This is a genomic window from Ureibacillus massiliensis 4400831 = CIP 108448 = CCUG 49529 (assembly GCF_000772965.1).
Lineage (GTDB): Bacteria > Bacillota > Bacilli > Bacillales_A > Planococcaceae > Ureibacillus > Ureibacillus massiliensis.
The window spans coordinates 77,782-94,365 of the sequence record NZ_JPVQ01000007.1; the positions used below are offsets into that span (position 1 = coordinate 77,782).

The 16,584-nt window shown below is 35.3% G+C and carries 16 protein-coding genes and 1 other annotated feature; of the genes, 2 read left to right on the plus strand and 14 right to left on the minus strand.

The annotated features are described in order from the left end of the window. Nucleotides 1-2: 2 nt before the first annotated feature. Nucleotides 3-1,091, minus strand: coding sequence for a M42 family metallopeptidase (locus CD30_RS06060; protein ID WP_036173879.1), 1,089 nt, complete (start codon nucleotides 1,089-1,091; stop codon nucleotides 3-5). 59 nt (nucleotides 1,092-1,150) lie between these two features. Continuing rightward, a complete protein-coding gene (locus CD30_RS06065; RefSeq protein ID WP_036173882.1) occupies nucleotides 1,151-1,633 on the minus strand; it encodes a dUTP diphosphatase in 483 nt (160 codons plus the stop codon). 90 nt (nucleotides 1,634-1,723) lie between these two features. On the opposite strand from CD30_RS06065, the gene CD30_RS06070 reads away from it, so the two are divergent. Continuing rightward, nucleotides 1,724-2,113, plus strand: a complete 390-nt coding sequence (locus CD30_RS06070) for a hypothetical protein (protein WP_036173885.1) — start codon at nucleotides 1,724-1,726, stop codon at nucleotides 2,111-2,113. 74 nt (nucleotides 2,114-2,187) lie between these two features. On the opposite strand, the gene CD30_RS06075 is transcribed toward CD30_RS06070, so the two are convergent. The 4 genes from CD30_RS06075 to infC form a co-directional block, all read right to left on the minus strand. Beyond that, entirely contained in the window at nucleotides 2,188-2,451 is a 264-nt protein-coding gene (locus CD30_RS06075; RefSeq protein WP_036173888.1) for a DUF1294 domain-containing protein, read from the minus strand. Between the two features lie 130 nt (nucleotides 2,452-2,581). Next, on the minus strand, nucleotides 2,582-2,941 hold the full coding sequence (rplT, locus tag CD30_RS06080; protein ID WP_036173891.1) for a 50S ribosomal protein L20: 360 nt from the start codon (nucleotides 2,939-2,941) through the stop codon (nucleotides 2,582-2,584). Nucleotides 2,942-3,010: 69 nt separating this feature from the next. Next, on the minus strand, nucleotides 3,011-3,211 hold the full coding sequence (gene rpmI, locus CD30_RS06085) for a 50S ribosomal protein L35 (RefSeq protein WP_036173894.1): 201 nt from the start codon (nucleotides 3,209-3,211) through the stop codon (nucleotides 3,011-3,013). Nucleotides 3,212-3,242: 31 nt separating this feature from the next. Continuing rightward, entirely contained in the window at nucleotides 3,243-3,749 is a 507-nt protein-coding gene (gene infC / locus CD30_RS06090; protein ID WP_036173896.1) for a translation initiation factor IF-3, read from the minus strand. Between the two features lie 95 nt (nucleotides 3,750-3,844). Beyond that, nucleotides 3,845-3,988 (minus strand) — a sequence feature (ribosomal protein L20 leader region). 258 nt (nucleotides 3,989-4,246) lie between these two features. On the opposite strand from infC, the gene CD30_RS06095 reads away from it, so the two are divergent. Then, complete coding sequence (locus tag CD30_RS06095; protein ID WP_036173899.1) at nucleotides 4,247-5,611, plus strand: S-layer homology domain-containing protein; 1,365 nt, start codon at nucleotides 4,247-4,249, stop codon at nucleotides 5,609-5,611. A 56-nt stretch (nucleotides 5,612-5,667) separates the two neighbouring features. Here CD30_RS06095 and thrS read toward each other — a convergent pair whose 3' ends face one another. The 8 genes from thrS to CD30_RS06140 all read right to left on the minus strand — a co-directional run bounded on the left by thrS (nucleotide 5,668) and on the right by CD30_RS06140 (nucleotide 16,459). Then, nucleotides 5,668-7,599 (minus strand): threonine--tRNA ligase, encoded by a 1,932-nt coding sequence (gene thrS / locus CD30_RS06100; RefSeq protein ID WP_036173901.1) that lies wholly within the window; start codon nucleotides 7,597-7,599, stop codon nucleotides 5,668-5,670. A gap of 507 nt (nucleotides 7,600-8,106) precedes the next feature. After that, nucleotides 8,107-9,045 (minus strand): primosomal protein DnaI, encoded by a 939-nt coding sequence (gene dnaI / locus CD30_RS06110; protein WP_036173906.1) that lies wholly within the window; start codon nucleotides 9,043-9,045, stop codon nucleotides 8,107-8,109. A 10-nt stretch (nucleotides 9,046-9,055) separates the two neighbouring features. Then, nucleotides 9,056-10,420: a replication initiation and membrane attachment family protein gene (locus tag CD30_RS06115; RefSeq protein ID WP_036173909.1), complete on the minus strand. Its 1,365-nt coding sequence runs from the start codon at nucleotides 10,418-10,420 to the stop codon at nucleotides 9,056-9,058. A gap of 21 nt (nucleotides 10,421-10,441) precedes the next feature. Continuing rightward, nucleotides 10,442-10,909 (minus strand): transcriptional regulator NrdR, encoded by a 468-nt coding sequence (gene nrdR, locus CD30_RS06120; RefSeq protein ID WP_036173913.1) that lies wholly within the window; start codon nucleotides 10,907-10,909, stop codon nucleotides 10,442-10,444. Nucleotides 10,910-11,220: 311 nt separating this feature from the next. Then, a complete protein-coding gene (locus CD30_RS06125; RefSeq protein WP_036173916.1) occupies nucleotides 11,221-12,243 on the minus strand; it encodes a glyceraldehyde-3-phosphate dehydrogenase in 1,023 nt (340 codons plus the stop codon). Between the two features lie 283 nt (nucleotides 12,244-12,526). Next, the gene (locus tag CD30_RS06130) at nucleotides 12,527-13,732 is read right to left on the minus strand and encodes a Ger(x)C family spore germination protein (protein WP_036173919.1); all 1,206 of its coding nucleotides are present in this window, start codon (nucleotides 13,730-13,732) and stop codon (nucleotides 12,527-12,529) included. After that, nucleotides 13,729-14,838, minus strand: coding sequence for a GerAB/ArcD/ProY family transporter (locus tag CD30_RS06135; RefSeq protein WP_036173922.1), 1,110 nt, complete (start codon nucleotides 14,836-14,838; stop codon nucleotides 13,729-13,731). Before CD30_RS06135 ends, CD30_RS06130 begins: the two co-directional genes overlap by 4 nt. Next, nucleotides 14,831-16,459, minus strand: a complete 1,629-nt coding sequence (locus CD30_RS06140) for a spore germination protein (protein ID WP_036173925.1) — start codon at nucleotides 16,457-16,459, stop codon at nucleotides 14,831-14,833. Before CD30_RS06140 ends, CD30_RS06135 begins: the two co-directional genes overlap by 8 nt. Nucleotides 16,460-16,584: the final 125 nt, after the last annotated feature.

The following is a 16,584-nucleotide window of genomic DNA, read 5'->3' on the forward strand; positions in this document are numbered from 1 at the left end:
GATTATCCAAACGTAATCTTATCTACTGTTTCCCGATCTAATCGTTTTACGACTTCTACGATTAATTTCACTGTGTTATCGTAATCATCACGGTGTAATATTCCTGCGTGGGAGTGGATATAGCGTGTTGCGATACCAATTGATAATGTTGGTACTCCGCTACCCGTTAAATGCATTGAGCCAGCATCTGTCCCACCACCAGCCATTGCATCAAACTGATAAGGAATATTTTTTTCTTCGGCAACATCAATTACTAAATCGCGAAGACCTTTATGAGAAACCATTGATGCATCATAAATGATGATTTGCGGGCCGTCTCCAATTTTTGATGTTGATTCTTTTGGAGTAATACCAGGTGTATCACCTGCTACACCAACATCTACAGCAAAACCGATATCAGGTTGAATTTTAAATGTAGAAGTTTTTGCTCCACGCAAGCCAACTTCTTCTTGCACATTACCTACCCCATAAACAACATTCGGATGTTTCTCCTTCTTCAATGCTTTTAAAACATCGATTGCAATGGCACAACCAATTCGGTTATCCCAAGCTTTTGCAAGAAGCATTTTTTCATTTTTCATAACATTGAATTCAAAATAAGGCGTAATCATATCGCCCGGACGGATGCCCCACTCTTCCACTTCATCCTTTGAAGATGCACCAATATCGATAAATAAGTCTTTCATCTCCATTACTTTCTTACGTGCATCTGCTGGTAAAATATGAGGGGGCTTTGAACCAATGACTCCTATGATTTCTTCTCCCTTACGAGTCGTGATTGTCACACGTTGGGAAAGCATTACATGACTCCACCAACCACCGACTGTTTGGAATTTAACAAATCCCTTTTCATCAATTTGAGTCACCATAAATCCGATTTCATCAAGGTGGCCAGCGATCATAATTTTCGGACCATTTTCGTCCCCAGTTTTTTTGGCGATTAAGCTTCCTAAACCATCCATTTCAATTTCATCTGCATAAGGAGAAATATATTTTTTCATCACTTCACGTGGTGCACGTTCATTTCCTGCGATACCGTTCGCATCTGTTAACTCTTTAAACATTGTTAATGTTTCATCTAATTTCGTCATTTGTTATCCTCCCAAAAAAAGAATCCATCAGATATTTAAGTATACTGCAAATTTTAATGTTAATACCCAGTTCGTTGACGTTCATAATTTTTTTCATTTTTCGCTATGTATGCTTCGATAATATCATTTAAGGAAAAACCTAAATTGTATGCTAAAACGCCATATTGCTGCCAAACGATTTCATAGCTTTCACTTGAAGGCGCTTGGATAAATGATAAAATAGATTCCTGTGTACGTAAAAACCATTTTGTTAAGTCTACTTTTTCTTGAATTTCCGGCCATATATCAAGGGTAAATCCCTTTTCATTTCCTAATGAAAGCAAGAAATGAATCGAATCCACAAATTCCTCTAAAATGACTTCTCTTTCTGAAGGACCTTTGGAACTCCAATATTTAAAGCATCTTGTTTCATTTGCTAGTTCTGCCAATTCAATTGTTAGTGCTAGTCCTTTTTCAATAAAAACGTCTCTCTGAATATCACGATTATTCTCTATAAAGGCGTCAAGGGCTTGTTGCATCGTAAAAAGTTCTTTAAATTCCATAAATTATCCCTCATTTTCATATAAAAATGAAACTTCTTTTCCCTTCTAATCGTAAATGAAAGTACAACGTATTTACAAGGGGGAACTTTCATGGCTCTTCTTATTCGAGTGCTCGTATTTATTATTGTCATTTACATATTCTATAGAATTATACGTTATCTTTTAGATCCTAAGCGAAAGCTAGACGAAGCTTATGAAAAAGGACAGTACTATTTTTATGATGATGTAAAAAATGTAAGAAAGAACTTTTTCATTTCATATAAAGGTGCCCTATTTGAAGGTGAAAAATATTTAGGCACGACTGAAAATGCCTTTGAGGTCGTCTCAATTTTTGTGTGGGTGCTTGATACGATGCAGCTACAAGGTTTTACAAAAGAGGATTTTTACTATTTAGAAAAAGAAATTTTATTAAACTATCCAAATGCAAAGATAAATTGGAAAAATCCAATTGAAAAGCTTATGAATGAGGAAAATGAATAAATAAATAAATAAATAAATAAACAAAGAGCTAAATACATTAAATATGTATTAGCTCTTAACTCTTATTCTTTTAATTATGAGTACAGCTTAACAAGTATAAAAATATGAATGGCTGCAATTAATGGAAAGCCAAATGCAAATGCATTATGTCTAGTTTTATGTCGGAATAAATACATTCCAAGTACTCCCCCACAAGCTCCGCCAAAAATAGCAATGGTGAATAGCGTTTTTTCAGAAATTCTCCATTCATGTTTTTTCGCACGCGATTTGTCTATCCCCATCAAAGCAAGCAAGAAAATTGATTCAACAATCATAAAGGCCAATAGTGTAATCCACATATGTATCTGCCCCCTATAGTTAAAAAGACTGATAGGGATATATCCTATCAGTCTTTATTATAATTATTTATTTTGCGCCTGTCGCTTACGCTTTCGGCGCAGAAATAATTAATTCACTTCCGTGAATTAATTATTTCGCTACCGCTTTTTTAGCTTCTTCAGCTAATTGTGCGAATGCAGCTGCATCGTTTACAGCTAATTCAGCTAACATTTTACGGTTAACTTCGATACCAGCTACTTTTAAACCGTGCATTAAACGGCTATAAGAAAGACCGTTGATGCGAGCAGCAGCGTTGATACGAGTGATCCATAATTTACGGAAATCACGTTTTTTCTGACGACGGTCACGGTATGCATATTGACCTGATTTCATTACTGCTTGGTTAGCAACTTTATATAAAGTATGTTTTGAACCAAAATAACCTTTAGCTAATTTTAATACCTTTTTACGACGCTTGCGCGTTACTGTTCCGCCTTTTACGCGTGGCATACTAATTACCTCCTGCTAATTCTTCCGAATGTTTAATTATAAAAAACCGTACAATTTTATTTTCATAAATTATTTCATGTAAGTTAATAAAGATTTAATACGTTTGAAATCACCAGATGTTGCAACTTTCGCTTTACGTAGGTGACGTTTTGCTTTTGTAGATTTGTTAGCGAATAAGTGGCTTCCGTAAGCACGGTCAAATTTCAATTTTCCTTTGCCCGTTTTTTTGAAACGCTTCGCAGCGCCACGGTGAGTTTTCATTTTTGGCATTTCGAATTTCCTCCTAAACTATTCGTCAATATTACTTTTTCTCGTTCTTTGGTTGAAGAACTAAGAACATGCTGCGGCCTTCCATCTTCGGTTTTTGTTCAACCGTTGCGACTTCGGCACAAGCTTCAGCAAAGCGATCTAGTACACGTTGACCAATCTCTTTATGTGTAATGGCACGTCCTTTGAAACGAAGCGAACATTTTACTTTATCGCCTTTTTCTAGGAATTTGATTGCATTACGTAGTTTCGTTTGAAAATCATGTTCATCAATTGTTGGACTTAAACGAACTTCCTTAATATTAATGATTTTTTGATTTTTACGAACTTCACGATCTTTCTTTTGCTGTTCAAACTTAAACTTACCATAGTCCATAATACGTGCGACTGGTGGCTTAGCTTGAGGGGCCACAAGGACAAGATCCAAGTTTACACGAGCGGCAATTTCTAACGCTTCGTTTCGAGATTTAACTCCTAGCTGATCACCATTATGATCGATTAGACGAAGTTCACGCGCACGAATACCTTCGTTTACATACATGTCTTTGCTAATACGAATCCACCTCCAAGGTTGTGTCGGGAATACATGTGTTTACAGCAAATATTGCCTGGTTGAACGGTACACTTCCTATGTATGTCCATAAAAAAAGACGGACATTTAGAAGATGTCCGCCCGCTATATATCCATACGCATTCGAGCGTAATAAATTCAACGTGTCATACCTGCTAACAGCAAATGCGTCATCTCAGGTGAGAAGCGGGCAGCCTCTACTTCAACCACAAACTGTATTCATAACCTAAACAATCATAACACTCTTACAATGTGAATGTCAACAAAATTAAATATAACAGATTGATTTTCAATTTACAATTCATTTTTTTATTAAGGTTAAAAAAAATAGCGAAAAATAGCGGAAGTTTATTACTATTTTACACTTTTTACAATTAGGAAGGAAGTTCGATGAAATACATTGAAAAATACTTTTAAATTTAAAGTGGTGAATTTTATTTAATAAATAGGAAGGATGGGTTTTTAGTTTGAAAAAAACATTATACGTGATTTTTAGCTTTATTGGGGTATTCTTTTGTTTTATAGGTTTAAACGGAATGAACGTTGCACATGCAGCTTCTATTTCCGAACAGGAAACAAACAATTCTTTTGCTACTGCAAATGCTATTAAAATTGGAGATACGGTAACTGGCGAATTAACAAAGCATGAGGTTCAATATGACGAAGACTTTTATGTACTTAATGTACCGCAAGATGGAAAGCTTTCTATAAATTTGTCCATGCTTCAGCATCTAAAGGATCATTCAAATCATGAAGCCTTACAACTCCAACTATTTGCTTCTACAGGAGAAGGTATTACATTATATGAACTAGAATCTGGCAAGGAAACATTTCCTTTTTATTTAACGAAAGGTACTTACTATATACGTATCTTCTCGAATGATCAGCCAATGAAGTATTCCTTTACGTCTTCATTCAGTAAAGGTGACAATTTTGAAAATGAATTAAATAATACAAAGTCTACTGCTAAGCTGATGATTCCTAATACGACTTTTACTGGTACGTTAAATGATGGAGGCTACGATAATCAATTTGCTGATGTAGACGTCTATAAATTTGAACTATCAGAAGACGGTTTATTAGAAATGACATTTACACCACACACTCGAATCGTTAATAAAATTGTAATTGAGCAACCAAATGGCGGGGAGATTCATTTCTCAAACAACCAAAGTGATTGGTCACAACCGCTTGATATTCGTTTAAATTTAAAGAAAGGTATTTATTATTTGAAGCTTTATGACACATCTAGTGGATATAATGTGAGAGAATATTCAGTTGTAGCAAGCTTCCCGTCTAATATAACGGAACCTTCTATTTTTAAGGATGTTCCAAAATCACACCCTTATTATGAACAAATTGCATTTATGAAAGAAAAAGGGGTTATTTCAGGGTATGCAGATAATACTTTTAGACCGAATTTCTCCATTGCTCGTATGCATGTAGCTACTATTCTGCAAAATGCAGGTGTCAAATTAACACCAATCCGACCAGGTACAACGTTTAAAGACGTTCCAACGACTCACCCATACTACGATAGCATTCAGGCATTATATCGTGCAGGCATTGTAGATGGAAGTAATGGATACTTTAATCCAGAACAGCCTTTAACACGTTCGCAGCTTGCAGTCATTCTAGTAAACGCATTTGACTTAACGTTAAAATCAGGAAGCTCAACATTTAGCGATGTAAAACCAACTGATTGGTACTATGAGAGCGTGAAAATATTAGCTTCAAATGATATTACAAAAGGAACTAATGGCAAATTCAATCCATATCAAAATGTTACACGTCAGCAATTTGCCGTATTCCTGTATCAAATATTAAAATAACAACATTTAATTACAATAAAGAGGATGGTTCAATTTTAAACCATCCTCTTTCGTTATTATTTATTAGCTTCTTTCGTAATATTGTTTACAAACTCTTCAAATGAGATTGTTTCAGAATCTTGAGAACCGTAACGACGAACGTTTACAGAGTTAGATTCCATTTCTTTATCCCCTAATACAAGCATGTAAGGAATTTTCTTCATTTGTGCTTCTCGGATTTTATATCCTAGTTTTTCTTCACGGTCATCCATTTCTACACGGACGCCTGCAGCTTGAAGTCCTTCAACGATTTGCTTAGCGTATTCATAGTGTACTTCGTTTGAAACTGGAATTACTTCCACTTGAACAGGAGCTAACCAAGTCGGGAATGCACCTTTGTATTCTTCAATAAGGAAAGCAACAAAGCGTTCCATAGTAGATACTACACCACGGTGGATAACGACTGGGCGATGGTGTTTTCCATCTTCACCAATATAAGTCAGGTCAAAACGTTCAGGTTGTAAGAAGTCAAGTTGTACAGTGGATAAAGTTTCATCTTTACCAATAGCTGTTTTTACTTGAACATCTAATTTTGGACCGTAGAATGCTGCTTCACCTTCAGCTTCATAGTATTCTAAGCCCATATCATCCATCGCTTCTTTTAACATGCTTTGCGCTTTTTCCCACATTTCATCGTCATCGTAATATTTTTCCGTATCAGCAGGGTCACGATATGATAAACGGAATCGATAATCATTTAAATTGAAATCTTTATATACATCTAAGATTAGTTCAACTACTTTTTTGAATTCCTCTTTAATTTGATCTGGACGAACGAAAATATGTGAATCGTTTAAAGTCATACCACGTACACGTTGTAAACCAGATAAACCACCTGAAGCTTCGTAACGATGCATTGTACCAAGTTCCGCAATACGGATAGGTAATTGGCGGTATGAATGCATAGAAGATTTGTACACCATCATATGGTGAGGACAGTTCATTGGACGTAAGACTAATGTTTCATTATCCATTTCCATTGGTGGGAACATATCATCTTGATAATGACCCCAATGTCCTGAAGTTTCATACAATTTTTTAGAACCTAAAACTGGAGTGTAAACATGTTGGTATCCTAATTTTACTTCTTTATCTACAATGTAACGTTCAATAATTCGGCGAATTGTTGCACCGTTCGGTAACCAAAGTGGTAAACCTTGACCTACCGTTTGTGAAATTGTAAAGATTTCTAACTCTTTACCAATTTTACGATGATCACGTTCTCTTGCTTCTTCAAGCATTTGTAGATGATGTTTTAAATCTTCTTTATTGAAGAATGCAGTACCATAAATACGTTGTAGCATTTTATTATCTGAATTACCTCTCCAATATGCACCTGCTAGAGATAATAATTTAAATTCTTTTAATTTACCTGTTGAAGGTACGTGAATACCACGGCATAAGTCAAAGAATTCTCCTTGATGATAAATTGATACTTGCTCGTCAGCTGGAATTGCCTCAAGTAGTTCTAATTTGTATTCGTCACCAATTTCTTCGTAAATACGTTGCGCTTCATCACGTGATACGTTTTTACGCTCAACTTCCAGGTTTTCTGAAATGATTTTTTTCATTTCTTTTTCAATTTTAGGAAAATCATCTGCTGAAATTGGTTCTGGTGCATCAATATCGTAGTAGTAGCCACCTTCGATTACTGGACCTATTCCAAGCTTCACTCCAGGGTATAAACGCTTAATCGCTTGAGCTGTTAAGTGTGCAGTGGAGTGTCGTAAAATTTCTAATGCTTCTTCTGATTCAGGCGTGATGATCGCGATTGTACCATCTTCTTCGATTGGTGTTTTTAAGTCAATGAGCTGATCGTTAAGTTTACCTGCTAATGCTTTTTTACGAAGTCCTGGGCTAATGGAAGCTGCTACTTCTTCAGTTGATGTACCGTGTGGAAATTCCTTTACTGTACCGTCTGGGAATGTTAATTTGATTACTTCTGACATTGTATATTCTCCTTTTATTTATAGTTTGTCGTTTTTTCAAATTGCACTTATAGTTTTAGAACTCGCACATAAAAGTTTGAAAACCTCTCTAAACTTCAAAGATGCCCACTTAAAAGTTCGAAAACCGCAAGTAGATCTCAAAAAAACGCACTTAAACATAAAATTCTATGAATCCTACAACAACGAACCTCCTGAGAAAATAAAAAAAGCCGTCCCTATAAAAGGGACGACGCATTTGCTCGTGGTTCCACCCTTCTTCCTTCCGATACATTTAATAGTATCAGACGAAGCTCTAGGTCGGTTAACGTACCGATAAACGTTAGCGGATTATCCCCGCTAATGCTCCGAGGTAGTAAAGATTGTGGCGTACTAGGAAGCTTACAGCCAAGGCCCCCCTCTCTAAAAAGCGCGTTTCACAAGCTTGTTGTCCTCATCAAAGCTTTACTTTTGATTATTTACATTGAAAGTATACGCGTGAAGCATAATAATTGCAACTAATTTATTGAATTATTGTCTTCGATTATTTCCACCCATTTGAATAGGAATAGTAATCGCTTTGATTCTTTCCATAATCCGAGCTGCCTTCACTACTTCAACATCCCCTTTTTGAGAAGTTGCTAAATGTGATTCTAATCCATCATAATCAAAATTCGATGTAATAAAGGTTGGTAGCTCTTCAGCCATTCGATAATGTAAGATCGTACCTAATACCTCATCTCTCGTCCAGCTTGATAACGTTTCTGCACCTAAATCATCGAGCATTAAAACAGGAGCATTTTTAACATAATCGATTTTTCCCTGAAACGTATTGTCAGAAATGGAATGTTTCATTTCACTTAGAAATTCTGGAACGAAAACTAAAACCGATTTAATTTTAATGGTTGCTAGTTCATTTGCTATTGCTCCTAATACAAATGATTTCCCTACACCAAACTTCCCATATATATATAACCCTTTAGAAGGAAGCTTTCCTGTTTGCTTTGTTTTTTCAACGAAGGCTGTAGCAAGTTCAGCAACTTCTATACGAGAATCATTATCTAATGACAAGTCTTTCAATCTTGCACGCAATACATCCTTCGACATGTACATACTAGATATCATCGATTCAATATCACGGCGCTCATCTTCAATTACTTTTTGTTCACATTTAACATATTCTACGTCAATTGCATTTTGTGAAATAAACAATTTTGGTATAAAACCTTTTAAATAATTCGTACAGTTTTCTGTTGAACCGCAATTACAGCAAACTGATGATTGACTGATAAACTCATGTAATTTAGGCAAGCTACGTTCAACCATTTCTTTATTTACAATGCGGTCATTTTCAGCTAGGAACCTTTGCACTTCCTCATTTTCTAAAATTTCACGGCGAATAGTATCATATCTTTCTTGGAAAGATGGTACTACAATTTGTCGTTTCAATGCGCTACTAATCGGTTCGATTTTCGTTCACCTACCCATCTAATTGGCCTATTTTTTCTAAAATCTTTTTGCGTCGTTCTTCAAGCTCTTTTTGTTTTGAAGGATCCACTTGTTCATTTTCTACTGGTTCATTACGCTTATAAAACCATTCTGGAACCTTTTCTTCTCTTCCACTATTTTTACGATATGGTTTTTTATTTGTGCTTGTTGTCGATTTTGTTTCGTTTTCATTTTTCCATTTTGTATATTTGTCACGTTCCGTTCGAGCTAACTCCATAGCCTCTTTTGCGGTTTTCAAATTTTTTCTAATCCAATGATCCGCTATTCTTTCAACATAATTACGAGGAAGTTTCATATCTGTAGTTAGCATAACATATTCAAGCAGTACATTTACTACACCAATTGGCATACCATGCTTCATTATTAAATCCTCAGCCAATTGAACTGATGACGGTAACGGTTCTTTCCCATTATTAATATCTCGTAGAACTTGGATTGGAGGTGTCTTCTCTAAATAGTGAAGCAACTCCTGTTCTTTTGATAAATTTGGTTCACTACTCACAGCGACTTGATCAAAAGTTTTCTCAAGCTTTGGAGCAACCTTCGAAATCGTTAGTTTATAATAATCTGTTGCAGCCTTTTTTAAACGTTCCTGTGTAATCTTCATATTATCATCTAAGGCAAGAATAACAACTTTTTGCATATCAAGCGGTGTAAGATGATAAAGGAACGCGAGCTTAGCAATCGATTCTTTCACTTCTGAAGTAACGGCACTAGATGGTACTAACTGTTCAGATAAGCCTGACATTAATAAATGAAAATCAAATTGTTCATAGTAAAAGGGATACCCTTGTCCTTTACTATTCTCTTGCTCAACAAATTCTTTAGGGACATTTGTATGTACTGGCTTGTACACATCTACAAAAGTACGCGAAACTTCTGTATAGGAATCTTTATTATTCGGTTTAATAAAGCGTTTCCTTAAGTTTCGGTAGGCTTGTTCGCCAATTTTGCTAAATAAAAACATAGATAATAATGGATCTTGAAAAAAATTATGTGCATCAAGAGGTCTTTCTAATTCGTATAGAAAAGAACGTCCATCTTCTGTTTCCTTCCGATATGTTCGTAGTAATCCGATTGCCTCTAATGCAATTCGAGCTTCAAACACTTTACCAATGGACATCCCTAGTACATTCATTAAATGATAGTGATTGAAGGTTGAGTTTGTACTATCCTCACCTTCTGCCCAAAGTGTTAAATACAAACTAATTGGATCTGGTCCAGTTAATGGCTGATAAAACAATGTTAACAATTGACGCTCTTGTGTTGAAAGATAGTGAGGGAGACTTATATCAAAATGATCCGCTGGTTGTAATTCTTTATACAAATGAACCACTTTAACTTTCCCCCTTAATGTTTATTTTAAATCTGTTTGTCGATGAAGTAATTCCTTTAGTTCTTTTATGAACACATTAATATCTTTAAATTGGCGATAAACCGATGCAAAACGGACGTAAGCCACTTCATCAATTTTTGATAAGTGATCCATTACCATTTCTCCGACATCTTTAGATTTTACTTCTGGATTACCAATTCTTCTTAACTCTTTTTCTATTTTCATCACAATTTCTTCAAGATTATTTAACGGTACAGGGCGTTTTTCACATGCTCGAATTAGACCGCGCAATACCTTTTCTCTACTAAACTCTTCTCGAGAACCGTCTTTTTTGACAACAATTAATGGTGTTTCTTCAATTTTTTCAAAAGTAGTAAAACGATATCCGCATGATTCACATTCACGGCGCCTTCTTATTTCCTTGTTCTCATCAACGGGTCTTGAGTCCACAACACGTGTACCGTTATATTGACAAGCTGGACATCTCATAATTAATAATTCTCCTATTTCTCTATTGTCGTATCATTATTATATCAAATAAATATCTATTAAAAATAAAACTTTCAATTGTTTTGCAAGAGTTCATTATAAATGATTTCTCGGAATTTTTATAGGTGATTTTTCATGGAAATTAAAAGACATACCTCGATATAAATGAACTGCCCCGTAAAAGTTAGACACTAATCTAATTTTTTCGGGGCAGTTCACGATATAAAAAGGACGAGGTATGTATTTTTGTTGAATTGTTCAAAATAAAACGGCCCAATTTAAAACTGAGCCGGAGTGGTTTTTACTAGTAATTAATTTGTTACAACTGCTTCTAAAGCATTGACAACTTTTTTCGTTAAGTCTACAACACGTGCAGAGTAACCCCATTCATTATCGTACCAAGCTAGTACTTTCACTTTTCGAGTACCCATTACCATTGTTAACAGACCATCCACCGTTGATGAATAAGTTGTAGTGTTGTAATCAGATGATACTAATGGTTCAGTTGTAAATTGAAGAACCCCTTTCATTGGACCTTCTGCTGCTTTTTTAAATGCATCATTTACTTCTTCAACTGTTACATCTTTTTGAACATCCACTACTAAGTCAACTAAAGATACATTTGGAGTAGGTACACGTAATGCCATTCCATGTAATTTACCTTTAAGTTCAGGTAAAACTAGTGATAACGCTTTTGCAGCGCCTGTTGATGTAGGAATGATTGACTCTGCACATGCGCGAGCACGACGTAAGTCTTTATGTGGGTTGTCGATATTTTTTTGATCGTTTGTATACGCATGAACTGTTGTCATTAAACCATTTTCAATACCAAAAGTATCATTTAATACTTTTGCTACAGGGGCTAAACAGTTTGTCGTACATGATGCATTGGAAATAACATCATGTTTGTTAACATCTAATAATTCATCATTAACACCCATAACAATTGTAACATCTTCATTTTTACCTGGTGCTGTTAAAATCACTTTTTTAGCACCGGCTTCTATATGCATCGCTGCTTTTGAGCGTTCATTGAATTTACCTGTCGCTTCGATTACTATATCAACGCCCATTTCTTTCCATGGCAATTTTAATGGATCACGTTCACTAATTAATTCAACACGTTTGCCATTTATAATTAAAGCGTTTTCTTCAAAATCTACAGTACCTTCAAATTTACCATGATTTGTGTCATACTTTATTAAATGAGCTAATGTCTCAGCTGGATAGCTCGCATTAATTGCCACAATGTTCAATTCATCTTGTAAAATAGCTTGTCGGAAAACCATACGACCAATGCGGCCAAAACCATTAATAGCAATAGAAACTGTCATTATTTTTAAAGCCTCCTGTATTTGGAAAATCATTATGTTTTTGCTTTTATTCCAAAATAGTATAACACATTATAAATAAAGGTGAACACATTTATTTCATAAACAAAAAGTTATTGTTTTCTAAATATTATTAAAATTGTAATGTGATAGTTTTTAAGTCAGTTATCTCATCTCAAGTCATTGTTATCAATAAATTCTTCATTCGTTAATAGTATAGATATTATTTACTCTTTAAAGGAAATTATGAGCGAATAAACAGGATGAAAAAAGCCTCCCGAATAAATCAGGAAGCTTTCATACCAACTCGTTCTATGTGTACAGTCGGATGAATATCTACGCTTAAATCTTTATAGATTTCTTTCCATTTATACGATGTTTCCACCTCGTTGTCCCAATATCGAGATAAATTACCTCGTACATATTCACCAAACCCGAAAATATCTGATTTTTTATCTTGTGTTTCTTTTATTAGTTTGATCATTTCCTGTTCAAACTGCTTCTCAGCGATATCTTCAATTTTACTAATAATTTTATCATCATCTAAATGGATACTTTCAGAACTTTTTTCTCGAATAATACCCCATATTTCAATGTATATATCAAAATGTGGTTTGCCATTTCTTAAATTCACTTCAAAGTTAGCTTTTCTTTTTGTAGATTGAAACATTACTGACTCTGCATCAGATAATGTAACCAATGCAGCTGCACCACCAGGATTCTGACCAATTAATCCGTTATAGTATGCAATTTGATAGGGTTCAGTTTTTCCAACCATTTTGTCTTCACTGAAATAGGCAATGCCACTTATTTCGATATTGTTTTCTTTTACTTTTATATAGGGTAGAAAGCCGTCATAACCTTTATTCGATGAATGTATCCAAAACTTACCTAAGTCGTTTTCTGGAAACTTCCCCATTTTAACTGCTTCTTCAAACATTGTAGATAAGTAAATTGCTGGTACTTGTTCTAATTTCGGAGCAACCTGCATTGTTTTAGCGGCATCTTCTTCATTTACAGCCATCCAGGCAGTTCTTCTAATCTCTGGTCTTCTTCTTAAATAATCATTTATATGTTCGATACCCAATTTAGCAACCTTGTCAGAAAGAATGATGATTTGTAATTGCCCAAAAAAGACTTTGTGAGCTAGCTGTTGTTGCAGTCCTTGGATTGCATCATCCATAGTATTTCCGATCGCCTCTACAACCCAAACTTTATCTTCTGGACTACTATTCCCATCTTTTGAGGGGCCTAAAGGAATTTGTCCTGGTACAGCTAGCTGTGCAGTAACCTTTATTCTTCCTAAGTCTGTTGTAGGAACTTGAGTCCCTTCTGGATAAGTGAGTGGAATAACCTCTTCACCACTTTCAGCAATATCAATGGCAAGACCTACAATCGTTGCCCTCTCTTCAATTTCCTTTCGATCCCAACAAGCTGAAAGAACTAAAAGCATACTAATCATCCAAAGTACACAAAGAGTATTTCTGATCACGAATGCTTTCCCCCTTTCTTTCTGATAAGAGAAACTATTAAAAGAAAAATTGGATACCCCATTGCTAAAAGCGTTCCCCACCGACCAATCACTTCCATTAAATCGTAAAGATGAAGTATATTATGAGGATAAAGTGATATTACAAAAACAAATGGTAAAACGAGATATGATAATACTCGATGACTTCGTAATTTAAATAATTTACTCGATAACTCTATACCAATCAAATATCCTGATAAAATCGTGGTAAAAGCTGAAATAATCCAAACTACTAAAAAAAGTATATCTAATCGCTCTAAAATGGCGACTGGTAACTCGGTCATGCGAGTAAGTACAAGCATAGGCCAGAGGGAATTATCAATTTCTTCAGATCCGAAAACTGCTACAGTTACTCCCGTAGCTAGTAAGATAATAAAAGCTGATAATCCGATTCCCCACATACTACCCTTTAAAACTTTTTTCGTGTCAATCATGTGTGATGCAAAAATAAAGATTACATACATTCCAATGTGAATAAATGGTAGTCCTGCAACTGCTAATCCACTGCTTAAAAAATCTATTGTTGTTGTATCATTGCCCACGAAAGGCTTCATATGTCTTGGATCAATATCTTGAATCGCAAATAGTACCATCAAAAGGATTGGAATAACTATAAAAGGTAAATAAAATGATTGCATGTATGCTATTGTTGACAAATTATTTCTTGTCGCAACTGCTACTACAAGAAGCATCGCTATAAGCGTTGCACTCATTGGAGTCTCTTGTAATAAAGTAGTATTCATCACTTCTCCAAACTCTCTTAGGACAAGTGATGTAATCGTAAAAAAGTAAACGATTAGAATTAATCCAAATATTTTTCCAAAAGGCTTGCTTATAAGCTTTTGTCCATATTGAATAATCGATTCACTTGGAAAACGTTTGGACAATAGAGCAATTATGAGCACGCTAATAATAGAAAAAAGCATACCAATGCAAGTGACCAAAAATGCTCCAGATCCAACCTTTTCACTGGCAATTCGTGGTAACGCCAATACACTTAGTCCAATTGTACTATTTATAATGATTGCAATACATTGGAATGTCGTAATTTGTTTTGACTCATTCATCTACATATCCACTCTTTTGCTTATTTTCTGGTAAAAGGGGATTATTAGGAGAGGAGTCATGAGGATTAATTCGTCGTTGATTTTGTGTTTGAAGCTCCTCTGGTCTATCTAATAACCAATTTAAAGGCGCTCGAAAAATTGTATCCTTTAATCCACCAAAGTTTAACGGAGCGATAGGACTTAAATATGGGACTCCAAAGGATTTTAATGATAAGACGTGATTTGTTACGAATAGCAATCCAATCATGAGGCCATAAAAACCTAATATCCCCGTTAAAATTAAAAGTGGAAATCTCAGCATTCGAAAACCAATTGCCACGTTATAAGCAGGGGTGGCAAAGGAACCAATTGATGTCAAGGCAATAACTACAACTGTAATGGGTGACACAAATCCTGCTTCAACCGCTGCCTGTCCAACTACAAGGACCCCAACAATCGAGATGGCACCACCTACTTGTTTTGGCATTCTAACTGTAGCCTCCCGTAAAATCTCCATCGCCGCTTCCATTAAGAATACTTCTACCACTGCCGGAAATGGGACACCCGCCCTTCCACTTGTTACAGCTACAGCAAAGGCTGTTGGAATAAGCTCTGGATGGTAGGATATTACAGCAACATACATTGATGGTATAATTAGAGAAAATAATAATGCTGCTAATCGAACCATTCGAATCAAACTAACCATAATGAATCGTTCATTATAATCTTCACTCGTATGATAAAATTGATTAAACGTTGCAGGTGCAACGAGTCCAAAAGGAGATCCATCTACTAAAATGGCGATTCTTCCTTCTACTAAATTCCCTACTATTACATCGGGTCTTTCTGAGCTTTTAATTTGCGGAAATGGGGAACGTGGATTATCTTGAATAAATTGTTCAATGTACCCAGCATCAAGAATTCGATCTACATCGATAGTAGATAATCTTCGTTCCACATCTTCAATTAACGCTTCATTAGCAATTCCTTCAATGTAACATAAGGCTACATAAGATTTCGTTAATGTTCCAATTTCCATATCCCTAATACGGAACTCCGGGATAGGTAAACGGGAGCGGATTAAGGCTGTATTGGTTCGGATATCTTCAATAAAACCATCTCTCGGCCCTCGAATAACCTGTTCTGTTTCCGGTTGGGCTATGCTCCTCTTATCAGTCTTAAATGTATCAATAAGAAAAGCTTCGTCTATCCCATTAACAAGTAGAATCGTTTTTCCGCGAAGTAATGCATCTATTACTTTCACTAGTTTCCTATCAGTTTTAACATCCGCATGATAAAGAACTTTCTTTAAAATCGTTGTTTTTAAATTACTATTTATTTCTTTAGTTCCTTCTTTATCTACGAGGGTGAAGGTTTCCGTTAGGGGTTTAATTATATCGGTACTTATACATTCTTTATCTGCAATACTATTGAGATATAAAACCGTAGAAGGGATATCTCCGAATATGAAGATTTCCCTTTTGCAGAAATCTTTATCTTCCCCAAAAATACTTTGAATTTCTTGGATGGTTTCTTGCTGCTTATCATGTATTTCTACGTGACTCAATTTCTCCATAACCTTGCTTGGTGGAGTTTGAGATTGAGACTGCTTGTTCTTTTCTTTTGTTTTTTTAAAAAACATTAGCAGACTTCCCTCCTACTATGTTCACTCGTAGTGAACAGCTAAGGTTAGTATGCCGTTAGCGAACTTAAACATACATCAAACGTACTTAGTGTAAAAGAAAAAAAGACATCCTTAAAAGATGT

Excerpts from the sequence above, each read along its gene's own strand:
- CD30_RS06065 (WP_036173882.1), bottom strand. The coding sequence starts at position 1,633 with ATGGAATTTAAAGAACTTTTTACGATGCAACAAGCCCTTGACGCCTTT.
- CD30_RS06075 (WP_036173888.1), bottom strand. The coding sequence starts at position 2,451 with ATGTGGATTACACTATTGGCCTTTATGATTGTTGAATCAATTTTCTTG.
- CD30_RS06140 (WP_036173925.1), bottom strand. The coding sequence starts at position 16,459 with ATGTTTTTTAAAAAAACAAAAGAAAAGAACAAGCAGTCTCAATCTCAA.
- CD30_RS06125 (WP_036173916.1), bottom strand. The coding sequence starts at position 12,243 with ATGACAGTTTCTATTGCTATTAATGGTTTTGGCCGCATTGGTCGTATG.
- CD30_RS06060 (WP_036173879.1), bottom strand. The coding sequence starts at position 1,091 with ATGACGAAATTAGATGAAACATTAACAATGTTTAAAGAGTTAACAGAT.
- rpmI (WP_036173894.1), bottom strand. The coding sequence starts at position 3,211 with ATGCCAAAAATGAAAACTCACCGTGGCGCTGCGAAGCGTTTCAAAAAA.
- CD30_RS06070 (WP_036173885.1), top strand. The coding sequence starts at position 1,724 with ATGGCTCTTCTTATTCGAGTGCTCGTATTTATTATTGTCATTTACATA.
- infC (WP_036173896.1), bottom strand. The coding sequence starts at position 3,749 with ATGTATGTAAACGAAGGTATTCGTGCGCGTGAACTTCGTCTAATCGAT.
- CD30_RS06135 (WP_036173922.1), bottom strand. The coding sequence starts at position 14,838 with ATGAATGAGTCAAAACAAATTACGACATTCCAATGTATTGCAATCATT.
- nrdR (WP_036173913.1), bottom strand. The coding sequence starts at position 10,909 with ATGAGATGTCCAGCTTGTCAATATAACGGTACACGTGTTGTGGACTCA.
- rplT (WP_036173891.1), bottom strand. The coding sequence starts at position 2,941 with ATGCCACGCGTAAAAGGCGGAACAGTAACGCGCAAGCGTCGTAAAAAG.
- thrS (WP_036173901.1), bottom strand. The coding sequence starts at position 7,599 with ATGTCAGAAGTAATCAAATTAACATTCCCAGACGGTACAGTAAAGGAA.